The organism is Kribbella sp. NPDC004138 (genome assembly GCF_053603655.1).
Genome location: NZ_JBSGFZ010000036.1, coordinates 23,079 through 47,621, shown reverse-complemented (window position 1 = coordinate 47,621; position 24,543 = coordinate 23,079). Strand labels below are relative to the sequence as shown.

General features: G+C 68.6%; 27 protein-coding genes and 2 tRNA genes. 13 read left to right on the top strand and 16 right to left on the bottom strand.

Annotated elements, in window-relative coordinates:
• Positions 1–66 precede the first annotated feature (66 nt).
• On the top strand, positions 67–702 hold the full coding sequence (locus ACWEOO_RS37705) for a nucleoside/nucleotide kinase family protein (protein WP_452147116.1): 636 nt from the start codon (positions 67–69) through the stop codon (positions 700–702).
• On the opposite strand, the gene ACWEOO_RS37700 is transcribed toward ACWEOO_RS37705, so the two are convergent.
• Positions 683–1,420: a TetR/AcrR family transcriptional regulator gene (locus tag ACWEOO_RS37700; protein ID WP_363717008.1), complete on the bottom strand. Its 738-nt coding sequence runs from the start codon at positions 1,418–1,420 to the stop codon at positions 683–685. The two genes, ACWEOO_RS37705 and ACWEOO_RS37700, sit on opposite strands and share 20 nt — an antisense overlap.
• A gap of 82 nt (positions 1,421–1,502) precedes the next feature.
• On the opposite strand from ACWEOO_RS37700, the gene ACWEOO_RS37695 reads away from it, so the two are divergent.
• From ACWEOO_RS37695 to ACWEOO_RS37675, 5 genes are all read left to right on the top strand, one after another.
• Positions 1,503–2,402, top strand: a complete 900-nt coding sequence (locus ACWEOO_RS37695) for an ATP-binding cassette domain-containing protein (RefSeq protein WP_452147115.1) — start codon at positions 1,503–1,505, stop codon at positions 2,400–2,402.
• Between the two features lie 11 nt (positions 2,403–2,413).
• The gene (locus ACWEOO_RS37690) at positions 2,414–3,187 is read left to right on the top strand and encodes an ABC transporter permease (RefSeq protein ID WP_452147114.1); all 774 of its coding nucleotides are present in this window, start codon (positions 2,414–2,416) and stop codon (positions 3,185–3,187) included.
• Positions 3,188–3,422: 235 nt separating this feature from the next.
• The gene (locus ACWEOO_RS37685) at positions 3,423–3,620 is read left to right on the top strand and encodes a hypothetical protein (RefSeq protein ID WP_355698571.1); all 198 of its coding nucleotides are present in this window, start codon (positions 3,423–3,425) and stop codon (positions 3,618–3,620) included.
• Positions 3,621–3,697: 77 nt separating this feature from the next.
• A complete protein-coding gene (locus tag ACWEOO_RS37680) occupies positions 3,698–4,654 on the top strand; it encodes a proline racemase family protein (RefSeq protein ID WP_452147113.1) in 957 nt (318 codons plus the stop codon).
• Between the two features lie 49 nt (positions 4,655–4,703).
• On the top strand, positions 4,704–5,027 hold the full coding sequence (locus tag ACWEOO_RS37675) for a putative quinol monooxygenase (protein ID WP_359925624.1): 324 nt from the start codon (positions 4,704–4,706) through the stop codon (positions 5,025–5,027).
• 1 nt (position 5,028) lies between these two features.
• Here the strand turns inward: ACWEOO_RS37675 and ACWEOO_RS37670 are convergent, their stop codons facing one another.
• The 5 genes from ACWEOO_RS37670 to ACWEOO_RS37650 form a co-directional block, all read right to left on the bottom strand.
• On the bottom strand, positions 5,029–5,811 hold the full coding sequence (locus ACWEOO_RS37670) for an alpha/beta fold hydrolase (protein ID WP_452147112.1): 783 nt from the start codon (positions 5,809–5,811) through the stop codon (positions 5,029–5,031).
• 17 nt (positions 5,812–5,828) lie between these two features.
• Positions 5,829–7,187, bottom strand: coding sequence for a HAMP domain-containing sensor histidine kinase (locus ACWEOO_RS37665; protein WP_452147111.1), 1,359 nt, complete (start codon positions 7,185–7,187; stop codon positions 5,829–5,831).
• Positions 7,184–7,855, bottom strand: coding sequence for a response regulator transcription factor (locus ACWEOO_RS37660; protein ID WP_452147110.1), 672 nt, complete (start codon positions 7,853–7,855; stop codon positions 7,184–7,186). The genes ACWEOO_RS37665 and ACWEOO_RS37660 overlap by 4 nt, the downstream gene beginning before the upstream one ends.
• A 57-nt stretch (positions 7,856–7,912) precedes the next feature.
• Complete coding sequence (locus ACWEOO_RS37655; RefSeq protein WP_452147109.1) at positions 7,913–8,584, bottom strand: hypothetical protein; 672 nt, start codon at positions 8,582–8,584, stop codon at positions 7,913–7,915.
• A gap of 185 nt (positions 8,585–8,769) precedes the next feature.
• A tRNA-OTHER gene (locus tag ACWEOO_RS37650) sits at positions 8,770–8,858 on the bottom strand.
• Between the two features lie 154 nt (positions 8,859–9,012).
• On the opposite strand from ACWEOO_RS37650, the gene ACWEOO_RS37645 reads away from it, so the two are divergent.
• Entirely contained in the window at positions 9,013–9,474 is a 462-nt protein-coding gene (locus ACWEOO_RS37645) for an SHOCT domain-containing protein (protein ID WP_452147108.1), read from the top strand.
• A gap of 317 nt (positions 9,475–9,791) precedes the next feature.
• Positions 9,792–10,463, top strand: coding sequence for a site-specific integrase (locus ACWEOO_RS37640; RefSeq protein ID WP_452147107.1), 672 nt, complete (start codon positions 9,792–9,794; stop codon positions 10,461–10,463).
• On the opposite strand, the gene ACWEOO_RS37635 is transcribed toward ACWEOO_RS37640, so the two are convergent.
• Positions 10,461–10,534, bottom strand: a tRNA-Met gene (locus ACWEOO_RS37635). The two genes, ACWEOO_RS37640 and ACWEOO_RS37635, sit on opposite strands and share 3 nt — an antisense overlap.
• A gap of 115 nt (positions 10,535–10,649) precedes the next feature.
• Here ACWEOO_RS37635 and ACWEOO_RS37630 point away from each other — a divergent pair.
• Complete coding sequence (locus ACWEOO_RS37630; protein WP_452147106.1) at positions 10,650–11,615, top strand: N-acetyltransferase family protein; 966 nt, start codon at positions 10,650–10,652, stop codon at positions 11,613–11,615.
• A gap of 170 nt (positions 11,616–11,785) precedes the next feature.
• Positions 11,786–12,319 (top strand): hypothetical protein, encoded by a 534-nt coding sequence (locus ACWEOO_RS37625; protein ID WP_452147105.1) that lies wholly within the window; start codon positions 11,786–11,788, stop codon positions 12,317–12,319.
• Between the two features lie 80 nt (positions 12,320–12,399).
• Here the strand turns inward: ACWEOO_RS37625 and ACWEOO_RS37620 are convergent, their stop codons facing one another.
• Genes ACWEOO_RS37620 through ACWEOO_RS37600 form a run of 5 tightly spaced genes read right to left on the bottom strand, consistent with a single transcriptional unit; the run spans position 12,400 to position 17,804 of the window.
• Positions 12,400–15,387, bottom strand: coding sequence for a UPF0182 family membrane protein (locus tag ACWEOO_RS37620; RefSeq protein WP_359925648.1), 2,988 nt, complete (start codon positions 15,385–15,387; stop codon positions 12,400–12,402).
• Positions 15,384–15,998 carry a PPA1309 family protein gene (locus ACWEOO_RS37615; protein WP_452147104.1) on the bottom strand — a complete coding sequence of 205 codons (615 nt, stop codon included), beginning with the start codon at positions 15,996–15,998 and terminating at the stop codon, positions 15,384–15,386. Before ACWEOO_RS37615 ends, ACWEOO_RS37620 begins: the two co-directional genes overlap by 4 nt.
• A gap of 43 nt (positions 15,999–16,041) precedes the next feature.
• Positions 16,042–17,079 (bottom strand): YlbL family protein, encoded by a 1,038-nt coding sequence (locus ACWEOO_RS37610; RefSeq protein ID WP_359925653.1) that lies wholly within the window; start codon positions 17,077–17,079, stop codon positions 16,042–16,044.
• Entirely contained in the window at positions 17,076–17,348 is a 273-nt protein-coding gene (locus ACWEOO_RS37605; protein ID WP_359925655.1) for a hypothetical protein, read from the bottom strand. Before ACWEOO_RS37605 ends, ACWEOO_RS37610 begins: the two co-directional genes overlap by 4 nt.
• A 30-nt stretch (positions 17,349–17,378) precedes the next feature.
• Entirely contained in the window at positions 17,379–17,804 is a 426-nt protein-coding gene (locus tag ACWEOO_RS37600) for a molybdenum cofactor biosynthesis protein MoaE (RefSeq protein WP_452147103.1), read from the bottom strand.
• Positions 17,805–18,108: 304 nt separating this feature from the next.
• Between ACWEOO_RS37600 and ACWEOO_RS37595 the strand changes: the two genes are divergently transcribed.
• Together ACWEOO_RS37595 and ACWEOO_RS37590 are read left to right on the top strand one after the other, a co-directional pair.
• Positions 18,109–19,410 (top strand): zinc-dependent metalloprotease, encoded by a 1,302-nt coding sequence (locus ACWEOO_RS37595; protein WP_452147102.1) that lies wholly within the window; start codon positions 18,109–18,111, stop codon positions 19,408–19,410.
• A 60-nt stretch (positions 19,411–19,470) separates the two neighbouring features.
• On the top strand, positions 19,471–20,013 hold the full coding sequence (locus tag ACWEOO_RS37590) for an NUDIX hydrolase (protein WP_452147101.1): 543 nt from the start codon (positions 19,471–19,473) through the stop codon (positions 20,011–20,013).
• 299 nt (positions 20,014–20,312) lie between these two features.
• Here the strand turns inward: ACWEOO_RS37590 and ACWEOO_RS37585 are convergent, their stop codons facing one another.
• The 3 genes from ACWEOO_RS37585 to ACWEOO_RS37575 form a co-directional block, all read right to left on the bottom strand.
• Complete coding sequence (locus ACWEOO_RS37585) at positions 20,313–20,798, bottom strand: hypothetical protein (RefSeq protein WP_452147100.1); 486 nt, start codon at positions 20,796–20,798, stop codon at positions 20,313–20,315.
• Positions 20,799–21,774: 976 nt separating this feature from the next.
• On the bottom strand, positions 21,775–22,416 hold the full coding sequence (locus ACWEOO_RS37580; protein ID WP_452147099.1) for a DUF2064 domain-containing protein: 642 nt from the start codon (positions 22,414–22,416) through the stop codon (positions 21,775–21,777).
• On the bottom strand, positions 22,413–22,820 hold the full coding sequence (locus tag ACWEOO_RS37575) for a winged helix-turn-helix transcriptional regulator (RefSeq protein ID WP_452147098.1): 408 nt from the start codon (positions 22,818–22,820) through the stop codon (positions 22,413–22,415). Before ACWEOO_RS37575 ends, ACWEOO_RS37580 begins: the two co-directional genes overlap by 4 nt.
• 101 nt (positions 22,821–22,921) lie before the next feature.
• Between ACWEOO_RS37575 and ACWEOO_RS37570 the strand changes: the two genes are divergently transcribed.
• Positions 22,922–23,836: an NADP-dependent oxidoreductase gene (locus ACWEOO_RS37570; protein ID WP_452147097.1), complete on the top strand. Its 915-nt coding sequence runs from the start codon at positions 22,922–22,924 to the stop codon at positions 23,834–23,836.
• Here the strand turns inward: ACWEOO_RS37570 and ACWEOO_RS37565 are convergent.
• Positions 23,833–24,534, bottom strand: a complete 702-nt coding sequence (locus tag ACWEOO_RS37565) for a response regulator (protein ID WP_452147096.1) — start codon at positions 24,532–24,534, stop codon at positions 23,833–23,835. The genes ACWEOO_RS37570 and ACWEOO_RS37565 overlap by 4 nt on opposite strands.
• Between the last annotated feature and the right edge of the window lie 9 nt (positions 24,535–24,543).

Sequence of the window (24,543 nt, the reverse complement as noted above, 5' to 3'; positions counted from 1 at the left end):
CTCAGAGTGCCGGACGCTGATCCGCCCGGACGGGCACCTCGCCAGACAGGGCCTAGGATCCTTCGGGTGCAGACCTTGGATGCAGCCGCTGCGTATGACCGTGCCGTCGAACTGGCGACGCGGGGGCGGCGGCAGCTGCTGGGGATCACCGGGGCGCCGGCGGCGGGCAAGTCGACGTACGCCGAGCAGCTCGCCGCGAAGCTGACCGCCGACGGTCACCGGGTCGCGCTCGTCCCGATGGACGGCTACCACCTCGCGCAGTCGGTGCTGGAAGACCTCGGGCTCGCGGAGGTCAAAGGCGCACCGCACACGTTCGACGGTTTCGGCTTCGCGGCGATCCTCAAGCGGGTGAAGGAGTCACCGGACGAGCAGATCTGGGCGCCGCGTTTCGACCGCGGCATCGAGGACTCGATCGCCGCGAGCATCGGGATCGCGCCCGAGGTCACGCTGGTCCTGACCGAGGGCAACTACCTGCTGCTCGACGAGCCGCCCTGGTCGACCGTACGCCGGCTGCTCGACGAGTGCTGGTACGTCGAGGTGCCCGAGGAACTCCGCCACGCGCGACTGGAGGCCAGGCACCGCGCCTTCGGCCGATCAGCCGAGGAAGCGCACGAGCGGACGTTCGGCTCGGACGAACGCAACGCCCACCTGGTCGCCGCGACCGCACCGGCGGCCGACGCGATCATCCGACCCGGTCGATGAACGCCGCGACGCCGTCCAGGTAGAGCTGCAGCCCGAAGTCGAAGTCGGCTTCGTTGTCCTCCTCGAAGCTCCCGACCTCGTCGAACACCCCGGCCTCGACGGTGCGCGCCACCGCCGGGTACACGCGCGGATCCGCAACCCGCCGCAGCGTCGACCCGAACCGCTGGAAGGCGTCCGGGTTCTCCGCGTAGCCGGCCGCCAGGTCGAAGGCCATCCGGATCTCTCCCTGCACGTAGGTGATGAGACCCATCACCACGCCGACCTTGGCCTCCTCCGGCAGACCGGTGTCCTTCAGCACGCCGAGCGCGGAGTCGAACCAGGCGAGGTTGTTCGGACCGGCCGGCGGGCCGGAGATCGGCACCTTCGCGTACCAGGAGTGCCGACGGATCGCGGACAGCACGCCGTCCGCCCAGAACGTCAGCCCGGTCCGCCAGTCGATCCCCTCGGGCATCGGTTCCGGACGCTCGAGGGCGGCGTCGGACATCATCACGAGCAGGTCGTCCTTGCTCTTCACGTGCCGGTACAGCGCCATTGTCGAATTGCCGAGCCGCTCCGCGACCCGCGCCATCGAGAGCGCCGCCAGACCTTCGGCGTCCGCGAGCGCGATCGCCGCCGTGACGATGTCGTCGAGCGTCAGCGAGGGCTTCGGCCCGCGCCGCGGCGTCTCCCGGAGCCGCCACATCAACGCGACGTCGGCCGGCAACTCGTCGTTGTCCACCAGATCAGTTTAGGGCTTGCCAACCGATACTGCGTACCTGCTACGCTATTTAGCGTATCTAATACGCAGTAAGGAGGGGACCATGATCGTCGAGGCGACCGGCCTGCGGAAGTCGTACGGCGCGACCGACGTGCTGACCGGGGTGGATCTGAGCGTCGCGGAGGGGTCGGTGCTCGCCCTGCTGGGCCCGAACGGCGCCGGCAAGACCACCACAGTGCGGATCCTGACCACGCTGACCCGCCCGGATTCCGGGACGGCGACGATCGCGGGGTACGACGTACTGCGCGAGCCGGCCCGCGTGCGCGGCGTGATCAGCCTGACCGGGCAGTACGCCGCGGTCGACGAGAACCAGACCGGCCGGGAGAACCTGGTGATGGTCGGCCGACTGATGCACCTCGGCCGGCGAACCGCGCAGCGGCGGACGGCCGAGCTGCTCGACCAGTTCGGCCTGACCGACGCGATGGATCGGCGCGTGAAGACGTACTCCGGCGGCATGCGGCGCAAGCTCGACCTGGCGATGAGCCTGATCGCGCGGCCGCGGGTGATCTTCCTGGACGAGCCGACGACCGGACTCGATCCGGCCAGCCGCTCGGCGATGTGGGACGCGATCGTGGAGTTGGTCCGCGACGGCACGACGATCCTGCTCACCACGCAGTACCTGGAGGAGGCCGACCGGCTCGCCGACCGGATCGTGCTGCTCGACCAGGGCCGCATCGTCGCCAGCGGTACTGCGGACGCGCTGAAGACGCAGATCGGCGGCGAGCAGATCTCGGTGTGGTTCGCCGACGAGGTGCAGGTCGTGAAAGCCGCCGGCGTACTGGACGGAGTGGCCGACCAGCTGATGCTGAACATCCCGTCCGACGGCACGGCGGCGCATCTGCACCACGTGCTCGACGTACTGCGCGACAACGGGTTGGAGCCGGAGCGGGTGTCGTCCCACCGGCCCACGCTCGACGACGTGTTCCTCGCACTGACCGCCTGAGGGGTCTGCCGATGTCACACCAAGGAGTCGTCGCCGCCTGCTCGGACGCGGTGACCATGATCGACCGCAGCGTGCGGCTGGCACGGCGCAACGTCGACACGCTGTTCGTGTCGCTGCTGCTGCCGTTGCTGATGATGGCGCTGTTCGTCTACGTGTTCGGCGGCGCGATCAACACCGGCACGGAGTACGTGAACTACGTCGTCCCGGGGATCCTGCTGCTCACCACCGGGTACGGCGCCGCGTCGACCGCGATGGTGGTCGCCGACGACATGCACAACGGGATGATCGACCGGCTGCGCTCGCTGCCCATCCACAGCTTCGCCGTGCTGACCGGCCATGTCGTCGCGAGCGTCGCGCGCAACGCCACCTCGACCGCGATCGTCGTCCTGGCCTCGCTGGCCATGGGGTTCCGCCCCGTCGCCGGCGTGCTGGACTGGCTGGCCGCGATCGGGCTGCTGTTGCTGTACGTCGTCGCGCTGTCCTGGCTGGCGGCGGCGCTCGGCGTGATCGCCAAGTCCGTCGAGTCGGCCAGCACGCTCAGCTTCTTCATGCTGTTCCTGCCGTACCTGAGCAGCGCGTTCGTTCGGCCGGAGTCGATGCCGTCGTGGTTGCGGCCGGTGAGCGAGCACCAGCCGATCACGCCGGTGATCGAGACGGTCCGGAGCCTGCTGATCGGGACGCCGATGGCGAACAACGGATGGACCGCACTTGCCTGGTGTTGTGGTCTACTCCTGTTCTCCGTCGTGCTGGCCACTTCGCTGTATCGGCGGCACACCAACCGCTGAACGCAGGTCTGCTGCCGTTCGGCGACGGATGTGGCATGGAACGACCAGGCGTGACCCCTTGGTGGGGTTACCGTCGAGGTCCCCCCCAACGTGTGGTGGTCCCACTCCCCCCGGGACCCACACGGACAAGCGCCCCGGTCATCGACCGGGGCGCTTCGTTTTCTTTTCTGCCGGTGTCGAATCCGGCGCCTTTGGTTCGACGTATCAGTGAGAGCGACCAAAGGAGAGGGTCAGAATGAACATCACCACCGACATCCGGACCATGATCGTCACCATGCTGGCCGAGGGCAGCCCGGTCTGGTACGTGGCAGGCATGGTCAACATGCGCAGCCACGACGTGTACGTGATCGGCTGCGAGGCCGGCTACCCCGACAAGGCCAAGCTGCGCCGTGCCGTCTGGGCCGCCCGCAACCGCGTACCGCAAGCCGCCTGACCCCTGTCAGGTCGCTCGAACCGCTGCTACCCCAACGCCTGGGGAAGCAGCGGTTTCGTCATGTTTAGGGTTGGTGCGTGGACGAGGTCAGCGTTGTGGACTATCACACGGCCGGTGAGCCGTTCCGGATCGTGACATCGGTCGAGATCCCGGGCGACTCCGTCGCCGACCGCCGGGTCACGGCGCAGTCGTCGGAGGCGATCGACGCCGTACGGCAGCTGCTGGTGAACGAGCCGCGCGGCCATGCCGACATGTACGGCGGGTTCGTCGTTCCGGGTGACGACGACGGCGCCGACTTCGGAGTGGTGTTCTGGCACAAGGACGGCTACTCGACGGCCTGCGGGCACGGGACGATCGCGCTGGCGACCTGGGCCGTCGATACCGGTCTGGTCCAGCCGGGTGATGTCGTCATCGACGTACCGTCCGGACGGGTGACGGCCCACGTCAGCGACTCCGGTGTTGCCTTCCGCAACGTTCCGTCGTACGTCCTGCGGCGTGACGTGCCGGTGTCGACCTCCCGCGGGGAGGTGCTGGCGGACATCAGCTACGGCGGCGCGTTCTACGCCTCGGTCCCTGCGTCGTCGGTCGGCCTGTCCGTCACGCCGTCGTCGTACGCCGACCTGATCGCGATCGGCCGCGCGATCAAGTGGGCGCTCGACCCGGTGGCCGTACACCCGACGGATCCACGCCTCAGCGGTCTGTACGGCACGATCCTGTACGACGATCTCGGCGACCTCGAGGACGGCCCGCACCAGCGCAACCTGGCCGTCTTCGCCGACGGCGAGGCGGACCGCTCCCCCTGCGGCTCCGGTACGTCGGCACGCCTGGCCCTGCTGTACGACGAGGGTCGTCTCGGACCGGGGCAGACGCTTCGCCACGACTCGATCGTCGGGACGACGTTCCTCGGCCGCGTCGTCGCGCAGACGCCGGACGGTGTCGTCACCGAGGTGACCGGGGCGGCCTACCGGACCGGCACGGCGACGTTCAGCCTGGACCCGCGCGACCCGCTGGGCACAGGATTCACCCTCCGCTGATCTCAGATTGCGACCGTCGCCGGCGGCCGCGGCCGATAAGTTGGTCCCCATGATCTTCATCACCGCGAAGTTCCGCGTGAAGCCCGAGCACGCCGCCGACTGGCCGTCGATCACCGCCGACTTCACGGCGGCGACCCGCGCCGAGCCCGGCTGCCTGTGGTTCGACTGGTCCCGCTCCGTCGACGACGCGAACGAGTACGTCCTGGTCGAGGCCTTCGCCGACGACGAGGCCGCCACCCACCACGTCACCTCGGACCACTTCAAGGCGGCCCAGGAGCACCTCCCGCCGCACCTTGTAGAAACGCCCCGCATCGTCAACTTCAAACTCCCCCAGGACGACTGGTCAGAGCTCGGCGAACTCGCCGTCAAGTAAGTCAGGTCGCCGTCGAGAGGGCGGTGGCGATCACTGCCGCCGTCTGTTCCGGCGCCTCGTCCGGCAGCAGGAACACCGCGCCAGGAATGGTCACCAGCGTCACGTCGGCCGCCGCATCGAGGGTGGCGCGCTCGGCGTCGGTGAGCCCACCATCGCCCTTCTCCGCGTGGACGACCCACACCGCGCTGCCCGACGCGGCCAACTGGGCGGCGTAGTCACGGTCGGCGGCGATGTAGTCGAGGTACGGGCCGCTCACCCGGACCGAATCGCCGGCCCTGTTCTGCTTGAGATCCTCGATGAGATCCCGCTTGTGCGGCTCGGGGATCTTGGCAAACCTCGCCACCAGCGGCAGCAGCCGGAGCAGGACGGCCATCGGCCAGCTCCCCACCCTCTGCGATGCCCGGACGACGGCGCGGAAGAACCCGGCCTCGTCCTCGGTCGTCAAGCTGATGCCGAGCAGAACGACCGGGCCGTGGAAGTGACCGGACAGCAGCATCTCCAGAGCAACGGTGGCGCCGTGCGAGAAGCCCACCAGCACGTCGCACCGGTGTTCCTTGGCCAGCATTCCCGCCGTACGGGCCAGTGCCGGCACGGACACGTCGCCGGTCAGCGGAGCCCCCGCCATACCTGGCATGGTGGTCGCCACCAGGCGAACCCCGGACAGCGCCTGATCAGCCATCACCAGGTCGAACGAACGGGCAGCGTTGGCTCCGCCCGGCAGGAGCAGGACCGCTCGGTCCGCATCGTCGGGGCCTACGCTCAGAATCTCCCAGGCTTCCCTCATGGCTACCACCCCTGACCTCAGGGTAGGTCTGGCTGGCAGGTCCTACTACTCACCGGCAGTTTCAGGCGGAGCAGGGCGCCGGTGCTGCGCGGTACGACTTCGGCCGTACCGCCATGAGCCTCGGCGACCTGCCGGACGATGGCCAGGCCCAGCCCGGATCCGGGATGCGCGCGGGCAGTTGGGGACCGATAGAAGCGGTCGAAGACGAACTCGAGGTCGCTGTCGGGGATGCCCGGACCGGCGTCCGCCACGTCGAGAGTGCCCTCCTTGACGCTGATCCGCACCTGGCCACCGGACGGGCTCCACTTCACGGCGTTGTCCACCAGGTTCGCGACGGCGCGTTCCAAGGCATCGGGGTCTCCATGGACAAGGGTGGGCGCGCAGGTCAGCTCGAACTCGATCTGCGTCGCCCGCCGCGTCGCGCGGGCCGCAACGCGCTCGGCGACCAGGTCCAGGCGGACATCTTCGGTATGGAAGGCGGGCTGGCCGTAGCGCGCCAGATCGACCAGGTCGTTGATCAGCGTTCTGAGTTCGCTCGCCTGGTCGAGCGCTTCAGCGGCGAGCTGCGGGGCCTGTTCGTCGGACAGGTCTTCGGCCAGCAGTTCGAGGTTCACGGTCAGGCTCGTCAGTGGTGTACGCAGTTCGTGCGAGGCATCGGCCACCAGGCGGCGCTGGGCACCGACCGACTCGTCCAGCGCAGCGGTCATCCCGGCGAACGCGGAGCCGAGCCGCCCGATCTCGTCCTGACCGTCGGCCGGGATCGGGATCGCCAGGTCGCCGGTCGTGCGAATCAGTTCGACGGTCTCTGTCAGCCGCCGTACAGGCCGGAGGACGCGACGGGCAGTGAGCCGTGCAGCGACAGCGGCAAGGAGTCCGGCGGCCACGGTGGACGCGGCGAGCAGCCAGGCGAGTCGGCGCAGGGTGGGGGCAGGATCCGACTGCGGTATCGCTGTGCGCACCAGCGCGCCGGATGCGCCTGGGAATCTGGTGGTGTAGATGCGGTAGGCGACGTCGTTGTAGACCGCGTTGCGGAAGTAAGCAGCGGCGGTTCCGTTGGCGACGGCGACGTCGCGGTCTGTGAGGTCGACGAACTGGGCCGACGGCCCGGCCGTGACCGGGTCCGGCACGATCTGCAGCTGGGTGCTCCCGATTCCCAGCGGGACTGCCGGAAAGGCCCCCTCGTTCGACGTACCCCGGAACTTCTCCTTGATGGCTTTCGCGACGTCCGGCGCCTGGCCGGCCGCCGTCACGAGCGAGCTGTCGATCTGGCCGCGGAGGCCGTGTTCCACGGCTGGGTACAGAACCACCGAGACGAGTACCAGTGCGGCTACGACGATGGACCCTCCGGCGATGGCCAGCCGGGTACGCAGGTTCACGGCTCCTCGCGCAGGACATATCCCAGGCCGCGCACCGTCTGGATCAATCTGCTGCCGCCGTCTGCTTCGAGTTTGCTTCGCAGGTAGCTGATGTAGACCCAGAGCGCATTCGACTCCGGCCCGAAGTCGTAGCCCCACACGGACTCGAAGATCTGGGTCCGGCTCAGCACCCGGCGGGGATTGCGCAAGAACAACTCGAGCAGGGACAGCTCGGTCTTGGTGAGCTCCAGGCGCCGGCCCGCGCGGGTGGCCTGGCGGCCGCTCAGGTCCAGGTCGACGTCGGTGAAGCGCAGCACCTCGGCTCTGGCGCCGCTGCGCCGCAGCAGTGCTCGAAGCCGGGCCCGCAGCTCTTCCAGAGCGAACGGCTTGGCCAGGTAGTCGTCCGCCCCAGCGTCGAGCCCGGCGACCCGGTCGGTGACCAGGTCCCGGGCCGTGAGCATCAGGATCGGTGTGTCGTACCCGCCCGAACGCAGCGTCCGGCAGACCTCGAGCCCGTTCGGCTCGGGCATCAGGACATCGAGCACCACTGCGTCCGGGCGGAACACGCCGTGCTCGGCGAGGGCAGACGTCCCATCGGCGACCGACGCGACGTCGTAACCGTCCCGGCCCAACGCATGCTCCAACGACCGCCGCACGGCCGGGTCGTCGTCCACGACAAGTATCCGCATGGTCGTCCATCCTCGCCGTCAATCATGAAGATTTCATGAGCTGAGCGACGCCGACTGTCAGCCGTTGTCCAGCGACTTCTTCAGATCCCCCAACGCGGAGTTCAACTGCTTGGCGCTGACCCCGAGCGAGGCGGCCATGTCGCGGAAGGACTTGGAGGTCGGAACGATCCCGCCGGGCGCCGATACCAGAGCAACCAGGGTGGTCTTCGCCTGCGCTCGACTGATGCCGAGTGCTGCCGCCAACCGGGCGGCCGCGGCGTCACTCGCGAACGGCGAGGTGCGCGGATCGTCCTTCTTGTGCTTGCCGTCCTTCTTGTCCTTGCTGTCCTTGCCGTCCTTCTTGTGCTCGCCGTGCTTGTCTCCCGGACGCGGGCGCCCGGGGTTCAGGAACAACGGCGCCACGGCGGCCTTGACCCGCGCGACCGGCAACCTCAGGTTCGCCGCGACCGCCGCGGCGAATGCGTCCAGCGTGACCTTGGTCGAGCCACCCAGCGACATCTTGGCCGCGACGAGCGCGGCTTCGAGCCGATCGGCCGTCACCCCGAGCTGCGCCGCGATCTTGGCGATGTCGGTGTTCTTGCCCGGTTTGGCTTTCCCGTCCGACTTGACCGCGGCACCCGACTTCGCCGCGCCGGGTTTCGGGTCCGCCATCGCCGCCGGCGCCATGCCGGTCGTGGCCAGCGCCGCAACCGTCACCGTCGCCACGAACAGGTGTGCACGTTTCATCATCGTGATCCTTTCGTCCCGCGCCGGACAGTCCCGGCGCCATGGACGACACACAACCGCCCCGCCCTCAGCCGCACTTTCAGCGAGCTTTAGAGCTCCCTTAGAACCTCCACGGTGCCGAGGCCTGGCTGCGAGTACGGCGAGAAACAAAACGAAGGCCCGGACCTGATGGTCCGGGCCTTCTTCCGTAGCGGGGGCAGGATTTGACCTGCGACCTCTGGCTTATGAGTAGGCCTGCCCCCGTCTCACGCCGCTTCAGCAGTCCAGGTACCCCACCGCGGACGCCGGAGGCGTCGTCTGATCCGTCTCAGGTGTCCCGATCGGTCCCGAGCTGCGCAACGCGTTTGGGTAAGGACCTCACCCGCAGCGGGTGAGGAACTGACGCTCCGGACCTGCTGCAATGCGAATCGTAGCGCCTGTCGGATGCGCAGGTGAGGCCCGACCTGGGTGAGCCGGGCGGCGCGAGCGCTCATCACTGGGAGGAAATGGCCGTGGATGCGATAACGAATGACTTCGGGGAAGTTCTCCTGTGGAGCTTCTGGTTCTTCATCTGGATCGCCGCACTGATGGTGTGGTTCCGGTGCCTGTGGGACCTGTTCGGCGACCGCTCGCTCAGCGGTTGGGCCAAGGCCGGCTGGGCGATCCTGCTGATCCTCGTGCCGTGGCTGGGGGCACTGATCTACCTCATTGCTCGGGGCCGGAGCATGAACGAGCGGCAGCGGACGGCGGCTGCACGGATGCAGGCCGAGCAGGAGAAGTACATCCAGGAGGTTGCCAGCACGTCCAAGTCCAAGAGCCCGACCGACGAGATTGCCAGCGCCAAGGAACTGCTCGACTCCGGCACGATCACGCAAGAGGAGTACGAGTCCCTCAAGGCCAAGGCCCTCGCCTGACCACAACAAAACCAGCCCCTGTCCGCGTCTCCGCAGGTCAGGGGCTGGTTGGTGCTGGCGGCGGGCGCAGGGTTCGCTCGCACACCGCCGCGAGCGCGACGGTGCCGGACCTCTGCCTCGCGACATTGCGGCTGCCTGTGGCACAGAGCTCGATGCGGCACGCGAAGCAGTACGCCGATACAAGCGCGGCCGGATTCCAGCCGAGTACTCCCCTGGCCGAACGTGGCGGGCGCGCAGGGAGGAAGCAGCACATGATCTGGACCCCGCCTCCACTCGGCGCGTTTCTACGGGTCGCCTTCGAAGACCGCTACCACTGAATGTGGGTGCTCGCAGCAACTACGGGAATGCGCCGATCCGAGCTGGCCGGCGTCGAGCGGAAGATGGTCGATCTCGACAACGGGACACTGACCATCGAGGACACACGGGTCGTGGTGCACGGACGGGCCGAGGCATCTGACGGAAAGTCCGAGTCGAGCCAGCGCGATATCTCGATCGACAGCTTCACAGTCCGCCACCTGCGCAGCTACATCGACCGAATGAACGAGGAGCGAGAGGCGTTCGGCGCGAGCTACCCGAATCACGACTACCTGATGGTCGGACCGGAAGGCCGGCCGCTGCATCCCGACACGATCACCGCGCGGTTCAACCGACTGGTCGATCAGGCGGGAGTCCCCCGCATTCGCCGGCACGACGTACGCCACACCTACGCGACCATGGCCCAGGACGCCGGACACAACATCAAGACGCTCAGCGAGCGGATCGGCCACGCAGACGTGACCGTGACGGGGAAGATCTACACCCACATGTCGCGAGGTACGGACCGCGCCATGGCCGACGCGATGGGCGAGCTGATCGAGCGCCAGGCGACGAGCCGCCGGACGTATCGGCCGTCGCATCCTAGGAAGGCCGCTGACAGAGAAAACCCGCAGGTCAGACCCCACATGACAAAGCGAAGGCCCGGACCTGATGGTCCGGGCCTTCTTCCGTAGCGGGGGCAGGATTTGAACCTGCGACCTCTGGGTTATGAGCCCAGCGAGCTACCGAGCTGCTCCACCCCGCGTCGTTGTGTCTTTAGTTTAGAGGATCTGGGCCGAGCAACCAAATCGGCCCCCTGCGCGGCTCCGGACCGGCGAAAACCCGTGTCTGTCGGGCACGTCCCGGCGTACCGTCCGAGTATGTCCCAACACGTCATCCGCCCGTTCGAGGAGGCTGATCTGCCGGCGGCGGCGGGCTTGCTCGCCGAGCGGCATCAGGAGCATCGCAAGCGTCACCCGCTGCTTCCCGCCGACTACGAGGACGAGCACCTCGCGCTCGTCGAAGTGACGGCCGCATGGGAGAGCGAGGGCGCGTCAGGCGCCGTGCTGGTCGAGCACGGCGAACTGACCGGCTACCTGCTGGCCGCACCGAAGCCCTCGGCGGTCTGGGGCCCGAACATCTGGGTGGAGGCCGCCGGTCACGCCGTCCGTGAGCCGGAACACATCCGCGACCTGTACGGCGCCGCCGCTGCCCAGTGGGTCGACGACGGTCGCACCGCGCACTACGTCCTGGTGCCCGACGACGCCGAGCTGATCGACGCGTGGTTCCGGCTGGCGTTCGGTTCGCAGCATGCGCACGCTGTGCGCCCGGTGCCCGAGTCCCCCCTCGCGCCGCCGCCGGATCTCACTGTACGGCGTGCCGTCCGCGCGGACATCCCGGTACTCGCGGAGCTCGATCTCGCCCTGCCGCGTCATCAGGGCCTGTCGCCGGTGTTCTCGTCCGGCGAGATGCCGACGCTGGAGGAGGCGGTGGCGGACTGGGAGGAATCGATCGACGACCAGGACTACGCGACCTTCGTTGCCTCGTACAACGGTGAGGTCATCGGCTCGTCGGTCGGATGTTCGCTGGACAAGTCGAGTTCGCACATCGGTCTGGCGAAGCCCGACAACGCCGGCTTCCTCGGGTTCGCGGCCGTGCTGCCCGCGGCGCGCGGGGTTGGGGCCGGGCGCGCGCTGGGCGAGGCCGTGCTGCAGTGGTCGGCGGAGACCGGGTACACGTCGGTCGTGACGGATTGGCGGGTGACGAACCTGTTGTCGTCGCGGACGTGGCCGCGGCTCGGGTTCCGGCAGACGTTCCACCGGCTGCATCGCCTGATCGGGTACTGACGCCGGGTTTGTCCACAGATCCGGATTCGCCGGTCCGGACGCGGTGCGATCGCTGCATCTTCTTGGTCACGAACGGCGTCTCGCAGCAGGCGAGGCGCCGCCGATTCCAGGAGGCAGCCATGTCGCGTTCATCGCTTCGTTCCCGAGCCGTGCCGTCCGCCCGTCGTATCGTGACCGGGAGCGCGGTCGTCCTGGCCGCGCTCGCGCTCTCGACGACCGCCCCCGCCTCGGCCACCGGGTTCGCGCCTTCGTCGACGCACTCAGCAACTCACCCATCGACCGAGCAAAGGGCTGGCACCTTGGACGGCTTCGTGATCGAGAACCTCCCCGACGGCCTCGGCACGCCGAGCGACTTCGAGTACGAGTGGGAGGACGTGTCGTTCCACAGCCGGGTCTGGGAGACCGGACCGGATCCGGAGGGCGCGTTCAAGGTCGACCTGACCGTGAAGACCCTTCGCGGCGAGCGGCTGACCGACCTCGAAGCCGTCAAGGACTTCCTCGTCGAGTACGAGGAGAAGGAGCCGGGCGACTGGCAGCTCGTCCCGGTCAAGGTCGGTGGGTACGACGGTCTCCTCGCCGGCGACGAGGTGTTCTACTTCATCGAGCCCGGCGTCGCGGCCGAGGTGACGATCGATCACGAGCGTTACACCGACGAGGATCTGGTCGACACCGCCGCCGGGTTCCACCCGGAGCCGACGACGTGATGCCGTAACCAAGCCGGGGCAGACGAAGGGGCGGCGACCCCGACTGCTGTCGGTGTCGCCGCCCCTGGAAGCCCGTGCGCTCAGCCTGTCGGTGAGCTCGGTGGGCTGGTTGGCGTCGGAGATGCGGGTGGACTCGACGGACTGCCGGACGGCGTGGCCGACGGCGTCGGCGTGGGCGTTCCCGCCGCGGCAGCGGCAGCCCTGTCGAGCGCCGCCTTCATCTGGTTCAGGTTGGTCTGGTAGCCGGCGAGGTCGCCCTTCGTCAGGGCTGCCTGCGCTCGTGTCCAGGCAGCCTGTGCGTCGGCGATGGCCTGCTTGACCGTCTGGTTCGGCTGTTGCGTAGGCGGTTTCTCGGTTCCTGGTGGCAGCTCACCGGTGTCGACGTTGGTCTTGAAGACCTTGTTGAGGGCTTCTTGCAGCGTTCCGCCGTAGGCCACGCCGTCACCGAACGACACCAGCACGTACCGCAGGACGGGATAGGTGCCCGCTCCGCTGGTCCGCACCGAGTACACCGGCTGGACGTAGAGCAGACCACCGCCGAGCGGCAGCGTCAGCAAGTTGCCGTACTGCGCTCTTGCGCCGCTGTTCGGCTGGTTGATCGGCAGCAACGCCTGTCTGATGCCTTCGTCGGTCTGGAACTTGTTGTACACCTGCCCCGGACCAGGTATCTGCAGGTTCCCCGGCAATCGCAGCACCCGGAACTTGCCGTAGTCCGGTGAGGTCGCCTCGGCATCGACGGCAACGAATGCTGTGAGGTTCTCCCGTTCACCGTTCGGTACGTACACCGACGTCAGTGAGAACTTCGGCTCGGTCTGACCGGGCATCCGCAACGAGAGGTAGAAGGGAGGCTGGCTGATATGCGTCGCCGAGTCACTGCCGGACGAGACCGCGGTCGGGTCGTCCGGGACGCGCCACAGGTCGCTGTTCTGGTACCACGTGCCGGCGTCCTCGACGTGGTACTTCGCGAGCAGGTCGCGCTGGACCTTGAACATGTCCTCCGGGTAGCGCAGGTGCGACATCAGGTCGGGCGAGATGTCCGAGCGCGGCTTCACCGTGCCGGGGAACGCCTTCATCCAGGTCTTCAGCACCGGGTCGCTCTCGTTCCAGGCGTACAGCTCGACCGAGCCGTCGTAGGCGTTCACGACCGCCTTGACCGAGTTGCGGATGTAGTTGATCTTCTCGCTCGGCTGCTGCGCGATCGTCCCGCGGCCGGTCGTGGTGTCCCTGGTGCTGACGTCCAGGTCGACCTTCTGGGAGTACGGGTAGTTGTCCGACGTGGTGTAGCCGTCGACGATCCAGACCACCTGGCCGTCGACGATCGCCGGGTACGGGTCACCGTCCGGTGTCAGCCACGGCGCCGCCTTCTCCACCCGCTCGCGCGGGCTGCGGTCGTAGAGGATCTTCGACTCGGGGTTCACCCGGCTGGACAGCAGGATGTTCGCGTCCCGGAACTTCGTTGCGTAGAGCAACCGGTTGGCGAACGACCCGATCGGAACGCCGCCCTTGCCCTCGTAGGTGTTCAGGGTCGGGTCGCCGCCGGACTTGCCCTCCGGCGTGTCGAGCTCGACCGGCTGACCGCCTTCCGGAGCGCCGACGATCGAGTAGTCCGGGGACTGCTCGCCGAAGTAGATCCGCGGCTCGTACTTCCCGAGGTCGCCGGTCGGCGGCAGGTCCTTCTCGGTCCACACCGGGATGCCGCCCTGCGACTGGTTGCCGTTCGCGGCGACGACTCCGTAGCCGTGCGTGTAGACGGTGTGGTCGTTGTTCCAGTTGCGCTGACCGCCCGGCAGCCGGTCGACCTGGACCTCGCGGACCGCGATGACGGTGTCGTTGACCTTGCCCTTGACCTTGTACCGGTCGACGTCCAGATCGGTCGGGAACGAGTAGAACCCGCGGACCTGCTGGAGCTGCTCGAAGGTCGGACCGATCACGGTCGGGTCGATCAGCCGGATACCGGGCAGCACCTCGGCATCGGCCGCCAACTCCTCCGGCTTGGCCGTCGTCTCCGCCCGGTACTCGGTGACGTCCGCGCCCTCGAGCCCGTACGCCTGACGCGTGGCCTCGATGTTCTTCGTGATGTACGGCGCTTCCTTCACCGGCTCGCTCGGTCGCACGCGCAGCTGCTGGAGTGCAGCCGGCCAGAGGGCGCCGAGCAGGATCGCCGACAGGATCAGCACGACCGTGCCGACGCCGGGCAGCAGCCAGGTCCGGCGGACCACATTGGCGAAGAACAGTCCCGCGCACAGGACCGCGATGACGGCCAGGATCTCCTTGCTGGGCAGGATGGCGTTGTCGCCGGTGTAGGAGACACCGGTGAAGAGCTTGGCGTCAGAGGTCGTCAGACCGTACCGGTCCAGCCAGTAGCTGAAGGCCTTCAGCAGGACGAGCAGCCCGAGCAACACGGAGAACTGCACCTGCGCCGCGCCCGACGCCTTCTGGCCCTTGGCGGACGGGCGGAATCCGCCGTAGAGGTAATGGGTGATGATCGCGGCGACCAGCGAGAGCAGGACGATCGAGTAGCCGAAGCCGAGCAGCACGCGCAGCCACGGGTAGTCGAAGACGAAGAACGCGATGTCCTTGTTGAAGTGCTTGTCGGTGACGCCGAAGGGGGTCCGGTTGCGCCAGGCCAGGAAGACCTTCCACTCCCCCGACGCTGCCGAGCCGCCGAAGATCAGCATCAGGGTCGCGATCACTCCGACCGCGACCTTCCCGTGCTGCTGCAGCAGGTCGCCGTACCGTTCGAAACCCGGGCTCGGCGACGGCGCGAGCGCCACCCGCGGGCGGGTGCGGAACGCGACGATGATGTTCGCGACGACGGCCGCGGCCATCAGCAGACCGACGACCACGAACAGCAGCACCCGGGTGCCCAGCACGGTGCTGAAGACCGACCCGAGGTCCACCGACCGGTACCAGAGCCGCTGGGTCCAGACATCGGTGAACACGCTGAAGAGGATCAGCAGGACGATCAGTGTGGCGATCGTCGGCAGCAGGGCACGGGGGCGCCCGCCGCTGCGCCGTGGTCTCCGGGCGGCGGGCTCCTCCGGCATGTCGTAGACGCCGTCGCTCATGGTTTCTCCTCGTCGTCGCTCATGCCGTCGACCCCAGGACCTTCACCCGACCGGCTGCCGACCGAAGGTTCGAATGTCAAAGACAGTACTTCGCACAGCGTGGGGACCAAGTCGACGCCGGTGAGCACCGCGCTGTCCTCGTCGTGGGCACGCAGCCGGACGGCGCCGAACCGGTCGCCCTCACGCAGCACCGCGGCGACCATCCGGACCTCGTGCCGGCGCGGATCGCTCCCGGCCAGCCGGGCCAGTTCGGCATCCGACTCGACGCTGGACAGCCCCGACTCGGCCGCCGCCGGCAGCACGATCCGCTCGATCGCCAACGCACAGCCGGCGACACCGTCCGGCCACTCGATCCGGCCGAGGGTGTCGGCGAGATGCTCGTCCTCCACCCCGCCGGGGAGCTCGCCCTGCGCGACCGGAGTCAGCGGCTGGGACGCGTCCTCGGCACCGAGCTCGGCGGCGAGCTGCGGCTCCGCGCGGAGCAGTTCCGCGGTCGGGACCAGCGCGAACAACTGCGCGGGCTGGTCCCAGCCCGCGCTGCTCACGTGCTTCTCGATCTCGATCACCGCGCGGCTCAGCGCGTTGGACGGCAGCATGCCTACGGAATCCATGCCGGCAGCTCTCCCCTTCGGTTCGCCGGTTCGTACAAACGACTCATTGGCTGCACGACGGGACCTCGCCCTTCCCGTCGGCGACCGCTTTCAGGGCGCTGATCGCGTCGTTCAGCGTGCTGATCTTCACCAGCTGGATGCCCTTCACGTCCGCGTGCAGCGCGGCCGCGCAGTTCGGCGCCGGGACCAGGAACACCGTCGCGCCGTCGTTGCGGGCGCCGGCGATCTTCTGCTGGATACCGCCGATCGCGCCGACCTGACCGAGTGCGTCGATCGTGCCGGTTCCGGCAACGTGCTTGCCGTTCAGCAGCGCGCCCGGGGTCAGCTTGTCGTAGATGGCCAGCGCGAACGCGGTGCCCGCGCTCGGACCGCCGATGTCCTGCCCGAGGTTGACCGTCACCTTCACCTGCGAGTCGACACCGATCGTGATCCCGACCATCGGCCGGGTCTCGTCGCCCGGGGTCGCAGCCGTCTTCAGCTGGACGGTCTGCTCGGCGGTGCCGCGGCGGATCAGGAAGGTGACGTTCTCGCCCACCTTGTGCTTGCGGACGAACTCGCCGACCTGCGGGACCTGCGTCACCGGCTGACCGTCGACGGCCAGCACGATGTCGCCCGGCTTCAGCTTTCCTTCGGCCGGGGACTTCTCGGCGACCGTCGACACCTTCGTGTGGAACGGGACGTTCGCTGCCTGCAGTGCCGCGGCGACCGCGCTGTCCTGCGAGCCGGTCATCTCGGCGGTGTTCTGCTGCTCGACCTCGTCGGCGCTCTGGTCCGGCGGATAGATGATGTCGCGCGGGAACAGGTCGTGGTGCGGGTCGAGCCAGTTCCGCATCGCCTGCGGCAGGGTCAACTGACGGTCCGGAGAGGTCACGGACACCGTGGTCAGATCGAGCTGCCCCGACGTCGGGAACGTCTCGTGACCGGTGATCTCGATGACCGGCTTGTTCTTCGACGCCCCCAGCGTGTCCTTGACCGGACCGGGGCTGAACGAGACGAACGGCACCGGGAAGGCGGTGACCAGCCCCAGCGAGACGACGAGCACGACGATCGAGGTGACCAATGTGGCGGTACGACGTGTCACGAACCCTGCCCTGCGATCTTGGAGCCGGAGCCACGGACCTCGGAAGAGACCGGCTGATGGATACGACGACCGAGGCCGCGACGACGTTCCGGAGTGGCCCGCGGGCCGGGCGCGGCGAGCGCGGCGTTGAAGCGACGGAAGTCCTCGACCGAGGCGAAGGCACCGCCGGACCGGCGCGGCTCGCGGCTGCGCCAGCCGCGCCAGGCGGCCCAGCACATCGCCAGCAGCGTGGCGGTCAGCGGAAACGCCAGCCACGCCAAAACCTTCATCCGGCCACCTTCATGCGCCCAGCGTACGGGTCAGTGAGCGCCGACCCACTCGCTGCCACCGTCGCTGAAGCTCTGGTGTTTCCAAATCGGGACCTCGGCCTTGAGGTCGTCGATGAGTCGCCGGCACGCGGCGAACGCCACATCGCGGTGCGACGCGGCCACCGCCACGATCACCGCGGCGTCCCCGATCACCAGGTCCCCGGTGCGGTGTACGGCGGCCAGCGCCGTCACCGCTGGATCGTCGCAAATACGCTGCGCGACCTTCCGCAGATGCTCCAGCGCGTCCGGGTGGGCCTCGTAGCTCAGGCGGTCGACCGGCTTGTCCTGGTCGTGGTTGCGCACTGTGCCGATGAAAAGCGCTGTTCCGCCCGCCGTCGGATCCGCGACCGCGGCCAGCACCTCGTCGCTGGACAGCGCACTGTCGCGGATGTCCAGCAGCCTGATCGCGTCGCTCATCCGTTCCTCATTCCCGCCGTGTCCCCACACACCATTCCATCCCCCCGCCGCAATTCTCCCTCCCGCCCGCCGGTTCCCGGACACCACCTCCCGTTCGGGGGCGTTCGGAGACTGCGGTGCGTGGTCCGGCGTGCACCGGGAGAGACTGTTGCCTTCCTCACCTACCCGCCATCCGCGGGCCGGCCCGGGTTCGCGGCTCTGCCTGCGGCGAACAGAGGCGGCGATGCGTTCGCCGGACGAGGAACTGGTCGACGGAACCAGTACGTTGGAGTAGTACGCCCCACCCGCACAGGAAGGCCCTCCGATGAGCGACGAACCGGACAACCCGTTCAAGGGAACGCCGTTCGAGGCCATGTTCCAGCAGTTCTCCGGTGCGGCCGGCGCGGGCGGCACCCCGGACCTGAACGCGATCTTCGCCCAGGTCCAGCAGTTGCTCAGCGGTTCCACCGACGGCAAGCCGGTGAACTGGGACCTGGCCAAGGACATCGCCCGCAAGACCGTCTCCACCGCCGGGGACCGGTCGATGACGTCGATCGACGGCGATCGGGTCGCGGACGCGGTCCGGCTCGCCGAGCACTGGCTCGACGACGCCACCACGCTGCCCGAGGTGTCCGCCACCTCCGCGGCCTGGAGCCGCGCGGAGTGGGTCGAGAACACGCTTCCGGTCTGGCAGACGATCGTCGACCCGGTCGCGGAGCACGTCGCCGGCGCGATGGGCAACGCGCTGCCCGCCGAGGCGCAGCAGTTCGCCGGCCCGATGGCCGGGATGCTGCGGCAGCTCGGCGGTTCCGTCTTCGGAGCGCAGGTCGGCCAGGGGCTCGGAGAGCTCGCCGGCGAGGTCGTCAGCTCGTCCGACATCGGGCTGCCGCTGGGCCCGACCGGCCAGGCGATCCTGCTGCCCGACAACATCGCCAAGTTCGCCGAGGGGCTCGGGCTGACCGACGAGGACGTCCGGCTGTACCTCGCGTTGCGTGAGGTCGCCCACCAGCGGCTGTACGCCGGCGTGCCGTGGCTCCGTCAGCACCTGCTCGCCGCGGTCGCCGACTACGCGGCCGGGATCGAGGTCGACACCGGCAAGATCGAGCGCGCGATGGCCGACATCGACCCGCAGAACCCGGAAGCGATGCAGGAGGCGCTCGCCGGCGGCCTCTTCGAGCCCGAGGACTCGGAGCAGCAGAAGGCAGCCCTCGTCCGGCTCGAGACCACGCTGGCCCTGGTCGAAGGCTGGGTCGACGACGTCGTACGGGAAGCCACCAAGGACCGGATGCCCGCCGCGGTCCAGCTCGCCGAGACGGTTCGGCGCCGCCGCGCCGCCGGCGGTCCGGCAGAGCAGACGTTCGCGACCCTCGTCGGTCTGCAGCTGCGCCCCCGCCGCCTCCGCGACGCCGCGAACCTCTGGGCCGCCGTCCGCGACGCCCGCGGCGTCGAAGGCCGTGACAACCTCTGGTCCCACCCGGACCTGATGCCGAGCACCGGCGACCTGGACGACCCCATCGGCTTCGCCCAGCACGCAGGCGAACTCTCCGACATCGACATCAGCGACTTCCTCGACGCCGAGACTCCCGAGCCGCCGACCGAGGACGACGGCGACAACCCCGCCAAGTAGCTGCGGCGTTCTCCACCCCCCGCCTGAGTGTGTCCAGGCGGGGATGTGGAGACTTGCGGAATGCTTCATGCCGACGCAGTCGAGGTCTTGAAGAGGTGGCGCGCGCCCGACGCCGAGCAGGAAGAGCTGCGGGCGCACTACCTGCACCACCTCTCGACCCACCCGGACGGGATGTGGCGCAGTTGCCGCCCGGAGCATGTCACGGCCAGCGCGCTAGTTGTCGATGCTGCGGGCCACGACACCCTGCTGACGTTGCACAAAACAGTCGGCCGCTGGCTCCAACTAGGCGGCCACTGCGAGCCCGGCGACACCACCCTGACCGGCGCCGCCCTCCGCGAAGCAACTGAGGAATCCGGGCTCTCATCCCTCACCGTCAGCAGCGAACCCCTCCAACTCTCCCGCCACCTACTAGAAGCAGGCGGCTGCGCCGGTGCCTACCACCTCGACGTCCAGTTCCTGGTCACCGCGACATCCACCGAGTACGTCGTCAGCGAGGAATCCCACGACCTCGCCTGGTTCCCCCTCGACACCCTCCCGCCAGACACAGACAGCTCCGTCCAGCAACTGGCCTCCCGCGCACAGCATCACCTCACACAGCACTGACCACGCGGCCGCCGTGCTCCTGGACCGACAGGATGTGCGGCTTTGTCAGCTGGCGAGCCGAGAAGCGCAGACGACGATCGGCCTCGCGGATCTCAGCCGCACCTCCCGCTCACTGGATCGCCCTGCGCCCGCGGGTCTGAGCACAGCTGTCCCGGCGATCCCCCCCCGTTCCCTCCTTCGTGGCCCTGCAACGCGGCTCCCGGCCTCCGGTCCGACATGACTTCCCCCTGTAGCTCGCATGATCCGGGGGGTGCTGTCACCGGGCCGGAGGCATCGGTAGACCGCCGCGGGCGAAACGGTCAGCTGAGCCGCGGGTCCGCCATCAACACCACGCGATTGGCTGCGGGATCGAATCCGAGCACCGGATGCCCGTTGTCGCCCTCGGCCGTCATGACCACCGGCTTGCCAAGCCTGCGGCCCACAGCGGCGAAGAACCCGCACAGGATGTCCACTCTTTCCTGGCCCTGCAGCTCGCGAAGGTCGACATCGAAGTCGATCTCTTCGGCCGACATCGGACGGAAGATCGCCAGCACATCCGGGACCGGCCAGACCCGCAGATCGACAGTGTCCGCATCGGCCGGACGCATCAGCACCTCCGCCGCTGACGGCAGTGGCCCAGCGACGCCGCCTACCGAGTACTCCCACGCCCATCCGCTCGACCGGATCAGATCGAACACCGCCTGCCAGTCCTCGACCGAGGTTCCCGCCACGGACACGTCCGGCAGAGCACCCATCAGGTCAGGGTCGAAGGAGGTCCTGACGTCGTCCCACAGCAGATCCGGCATCCCGCCATGCTGCCCGCCAACACCCCGCGAGCGCAGCCCGATTTCCCTGACGAACCCCCAGAGAGGCACCCCCGCATCCCCTCGCCCTGCGATCCCGCTGCGTCGCAGAACCACCCGCTCGCCCGGCGCTTCCAGCTGTTCCCGCCGTACGACAAACTCCCGGGCCTACCCGCCGTACTGCGCCCCCGGTGCTCCCCGCTGCTACTGCGTCCCACCCTCACCCGCACACCCCCATGCACTGGATCGCGCTGTGCCCGCAGGCGCGAGCACACCTCTCCCGGCAATCCCCCGTGGCCCCCATCGCCCTGCGATCCTGCTCCGTGCCCGAGCCCCACCTGCTCGTGCAGGGCTTCCAGCTGTTCCCGCAGTACGACGGTCTCCTAGGCATGCCCGTCGTACGGCCCCCGTGCTTCCCCCCGGGTACTGCGTTCAACCGACCCCGTGTACCTCATGCACCGGATGGCGCTGTGCTCGCGGGGTGCGGGCACAGCTTCCCCAAGTGGTCCCCTCCGTCGCGATGCCCGTGCTGCGAATCCCCCGTGGGTGCTGCGTTTCAGCCGCCGCCGCATTCCCCGTGCACTGGATCGCGCTGTGCCCGCAGGTGCGAGCACAGCTCCCCCAGCAATCCCCCGTGTTCCGCATTGCCCTGCGATCCTGCTCCGTGCCCGAGCCACCTGCTCGTGCAGGGCTTACAGCTGTCCTCGCCGTACGACGTCTCCTAGGCCTGCTCGTCGTACTGCGCCCCCGTGCTCGTCGCGGTGCCGTCCCCCAGACGGCACTGCGTTTACGGCCGTGCGGTTCCCCCGTGGTGCTGCGATCCCCGTTCCCCCGTGCGTTCCCCGTCGTACTCTTGCCCGGACCGCATCCCCCCGATGCGGTCGGGTTGTTGTCGTCGGGTGCCGCCCCTGAACGGCATCGGCGATCGGTGTTGCTCCCCGTTGCATGGTGAACGAGCGGGTTCGGGGAAGGTGACGGGTCAGGCGTGACGAAGTTGGGATCTTGTGGCGTCCCAGCCTTCCAACCCTGGATCCAGTCGCGCTATGTCAGCGTTCGATCGCAGACGGTGCCAGCCCGGGCCGATCGCGACCGCATGCCGACGTGGTTTACGGGCTTCGAGCAGCGCCAGCGGGGTGTCGAAGGTCGGCGCGAGGTCGGTGATCCAAGAAGCGACCGGAGACCCGACTCCAATGGCGACGAGCGAACCGTCCTCGGCCGGCGTGACCGCGATGTCGGCGTGGCTCAGCGCCCGAAAGAGCTTGCCGATCAACAGCCCGGGAAGATCGGGTACGTCGTACGAGACGGCAACGACCGCCGCAGCCGGCCCGACCACCTCGACCGCATGCAAGACGGGCCGCTCGGGATCGACGGCGTACGTCGGTGTGCCGGGCCAGGTCAGCGCGCTCATCTCAGCCACCGCGGCGTCGTCGCCGGCGACGGCGACCGCCACATCGACCCGGTCGAGGGCGGCGAGCACCTCATACGTGTCCTCCGCCAAGGCCAGCCGCCACTTCTCCGGATCTCGCCCCGGCGGCGCCCACGTGCCGGCCGCAGGCACGACGACAACCACCACCCGCCGATCAACGGCATCGCCCACACCGGAGCCGTCGGTCGCGCTCATGCCGGAGCGCTCGTCGCGTCGTAGAGGGAGCGGGCAGTCTGAACCTCAGGCATGTGCGTCTCGGCCCAGGACTTGATAGCGGCGATGAGTGGCATCAGCGTGCCACCCAGCGGTGTGAGCTCGTAGTCGACGCGCACAGGAACGGACGGAGTGACGGAGCGAGCAAGAAGGCCATCACGTTCCAGCGAGCGGAGGGTCTGGGTCAGCATCTTCTGGCTGACCCCAGCGATACGGCGCGACAGGTCGGAGTAGCGCTGCGGCCCGTCCGCGAGAGCGGTCAGCACCAGCGTCACCCACTTGTCGCTGATCCGGTCGAGCAGTTGCCGAGCCGGGCAGGTCGCCAGGAACGCGTCGTACTCGCGAGCGGCCCCCTCCCGGAGTTGAGCTGCGGTACGGGTCGGCATGGCTCTCCTCGTCGTGCGATACGCACTCCGAAGTGCGTACTTCCCGTCAGAGAGTAACTCTCCCAGAGTGATGCTCAACCCCACATCGAAAGAGAGACATCATGCGCGCACTGGTCGCCCGCAAGCTCGACGGCCCCGACGCCATCCAGCTGATCGAGACCCCCATGCCTGAACCAGCCGAAGGTCAGGTGCGGATCAAGGTAGCCGCGGCCGCGATCAACCCGGTTGACGTGGCCGTCAGCGCGGGCCTCCTGGTCCAGTCCGGCTTAACCGCCGCCCGCGACCAGTTCGGCCTCGGCTGGGACGTGGCAGGAACAGTGGACGCAGGCGACCTCCCGCCAGGCACGGCGGTGATCGGGCTCGCCGACCTGCTCGGCCGGCCGCTGAAGACGCACGCAGAGTACGTCGTCCTGGACACCGACGCCGTCGCAAAGGCACCCGCGGGCATGGAGCTGATCCCCGCGTCGACATGCGCCCTCAACGCCTCGACAGCACTCCAAGCCCTGCGCGCCTTCGAAAGCGGCCAGACGATCTTGATCACCGGCGCAGCAGGCGGCGTCGGCGGCTACGCGGTCGAGCTCGCCAAGCACTTCGGCCTGACCGTGATCGCCACCGCCGGGGACCAAGACGAGGACTTGGTACGACGCCTCGGCGCGGACCACTTCATCGCCCGCTCGAAGGACCTACCGACGGAGGTACGCCGAATCGTCCCGACCGGCGTGGACGGAGTGGTCGACGCCGCGGTCACCGGCATCGCCGCCCAAGAAGCAGTCCGCAACCGCGGCCGGCACGCACACCTGCAAGGAGGTCCGCGTCCGCCACATCTTCGCGGCATCGCGGTGGATCAGGTCCTGGTACACGCCAACCAGGACGACCTGCAAACCTTGGTCCGCTTGGCCGAGGAGGGCGTTGTATCGGCGCGGGTCGCCGAAACATACCCCCTCGAGCATGGACGCCTGGCCTACAAGCGGCTGAGCGAAGGTGGCGTCCGCGGTCGCCTGGTCCTCGTGCCTTAAGCGGAGACGCCGTATTCCGATTCGATCAGGCCCATCCGCATGGCGGTCATGATCGCGCTGGCACGGTTGGCAGCACCCAGCTTCTCGTACAGCCGCGAAACATAGGTCTTGGCCGTCGAAAGGCTGACGAACATGGTGGTGGCGATGACCGGTACCGAGCGGCCGGCCGCAAGCAACGACAGCACCTCCCGCTCCCGCGGACTGAGCGCCGAGCTTGCGACCGCGGGTGCAGACACCTGCACCGGACGACCGACCGGCGGGCAGGCGGCGAACTGACCCCGACGAGCCAGCGCGAGCGCCAGGCCGGTTGCGGTGAACGACGCTGCGGCCACCGCCGCATGGCGGATCGCCCCGAGGACCTCGCCGGTCGGCGCGGTCTTCCCCACGAAGGCAGACACGCCGGTCTCCAGCGCCCGGAACAGTACGTCGTCCTCGGCCTGGGCGGTCAGGACCACGATGCCGAGCTCGGCATGGCGGTCACGGAGCTCACGGGCCAGCCGGAACCCGTCGCCGTCGGGCAGCGCGACGTCCATGACGACGACGTCCGGACAGCTGGACGCGATGAGCTCGGACGCCTCGGACGCGAGCCCGCATTCCCCCACGATGACGATGTCCTCGTCGGCGGTGACGAGCCGGATCAACCCGTACCGCGTCAGTGTGTGCCCGTCGATCACGACGACCTTGATCGTGTTCCGCATGATGTCCCC

Coding starts and splice junctions, on each gene's coding strand:
- ACWEOO_RS37695 (WP_452147115.1), top strand. CDS start 1,503: ATGATCGTCGAGGCGACCGGCCTGCGGAAGTCGTACGGCGCGACCGAC.
- ACWEOO_RS37690 (WP_452147114.1), top strand. CDS start 2,414: ATGTCACACCAAGGAGTCGTCGCCGCCTGCTCGGACGCGGTGACCATG.
- ACWEOO_RS37685 (WP_355698571.1), top strand. CDS start 3,423: ATGAACATCACCACCGACATCCGGACCATGATCGTCACCATGCTGGCC.
- ACWEOO_RS37675 (WP_359925624.1), top strand. CDS start 4,704: ATGATCTTCATCACCGCGAAGTTCCGCGTGAAGCCCGAGCACGCCGCC.
- ACWEOO_RS37670 (WP_452147112.1), bottom strand. CDS start 5,811: ATGAGGGAAGCCTGGGAGATTCTGAGCGTAGGCCCCGACGATGCGGAC.
- ACWEOO_RS37660 (WP_452147110.1), bottom strand. CDS start 7,855: ATGCGGATACTTGTCGTGGACGACGACCCGGCCGTGCGGCGGTCGTTG.
- ACWEOO_RS37655 (WP_452147109.1), bottom strand. CDS start 8,584: ATGATGAAACGTGCACACCTGTTCGTGGCGACGGTGACGGTTGCGGCG.
- ACWEOO_RS37640 (WP_452147107.1), top strand. CDS start 9,792: ATGTGGGTGCTCGCAGCAACTACGGGAATGCGCCGATCCGAGCTGGCC.
- ACWEOO_RS37630 (WP_452147106.1), top strand. CDS start 10,650: ATGTCCCAACACGTCATCCGCCCGTTCGAGGAGGCTGATCTGCCGGCG.
- ACWEOO_RS37620 (WP_359925648.1), bottom strand. CDS start 15,387: ATGAGCGACGGCGTCTACGACATGCCGGAGGAGCCCGCCGCCCGGAGA.
- ACWEOO_RS37615 (WP_452147104.1), bottom strand. CDS start 15,998: ATGGATTCCGTAGGCATGCTGCCGTCCAACGCGCTGAGCCGCGCGGTG.
- ACWEOO_RS37605 (WP_359925655.1), bottom strand. CDS start 17,348: ATGAAGGTTTTGGCGTGGCTGGCGTTTCCGCTGACCGCCACGCTGCTG.
- ACWEOO_RS37600 (WP_452147103.1), bottom strand. CDS start 17,804: ATGAGCGACGCGATCAGGCTGCTGGACATCCGCGACAGTGCGCTGTCC.
- ACWEOO_RS37595 (WP_452147102.1), top strand. CDS start 18,109: ATGAGCGACGAACCGGACAACCCGTTCAAGGGAACGCCGTTCGAGGCC.
- ACWEOO_RS37590 (WP_452147101.1), top strand. CDS start 19,471: ATGCTTCATGCCGACGCAGTCGAGGTCTTGAAGAGGTGGCGCGCGCCC.
- ACWEOO_RS37585 (WP_452147100.1), bottom strand. CDS start 20,798: ATGCCGGATCTGCTGTGGGACGACGTCAGGACCTCCTTCGACCCTGAC.
- ACWEOO_RS37580 (WP_452147099.1), bottom strand. CDS start 22,416: ATGAGCGCGACCGACGGCTCCGGTGTGGGCGATGCCGTTGATCGGCGG.
- ACWEOO_RS37575 (WP_452147098.1), bottom strand. CDS start 22,820: ATGCCGACCCGTACCGCAGCTCAACTCCGGGAGGGGGCCGCTCGCGAG.
- ACWEOO_RS37570 (WP_452147097.1), top strand. CDS start 22,922: ATGCGCGCACTGGTCGCCCGCAAGCTCGACGGCCCCGACGCCATCCAG.
- ACWEOO_RS37565 (WP_452147096.1), bottom strand. CDS start 24,534: ATGCGGAACACGATCAAGGTCGTCGTGATCGACGGGCACACACTGACG.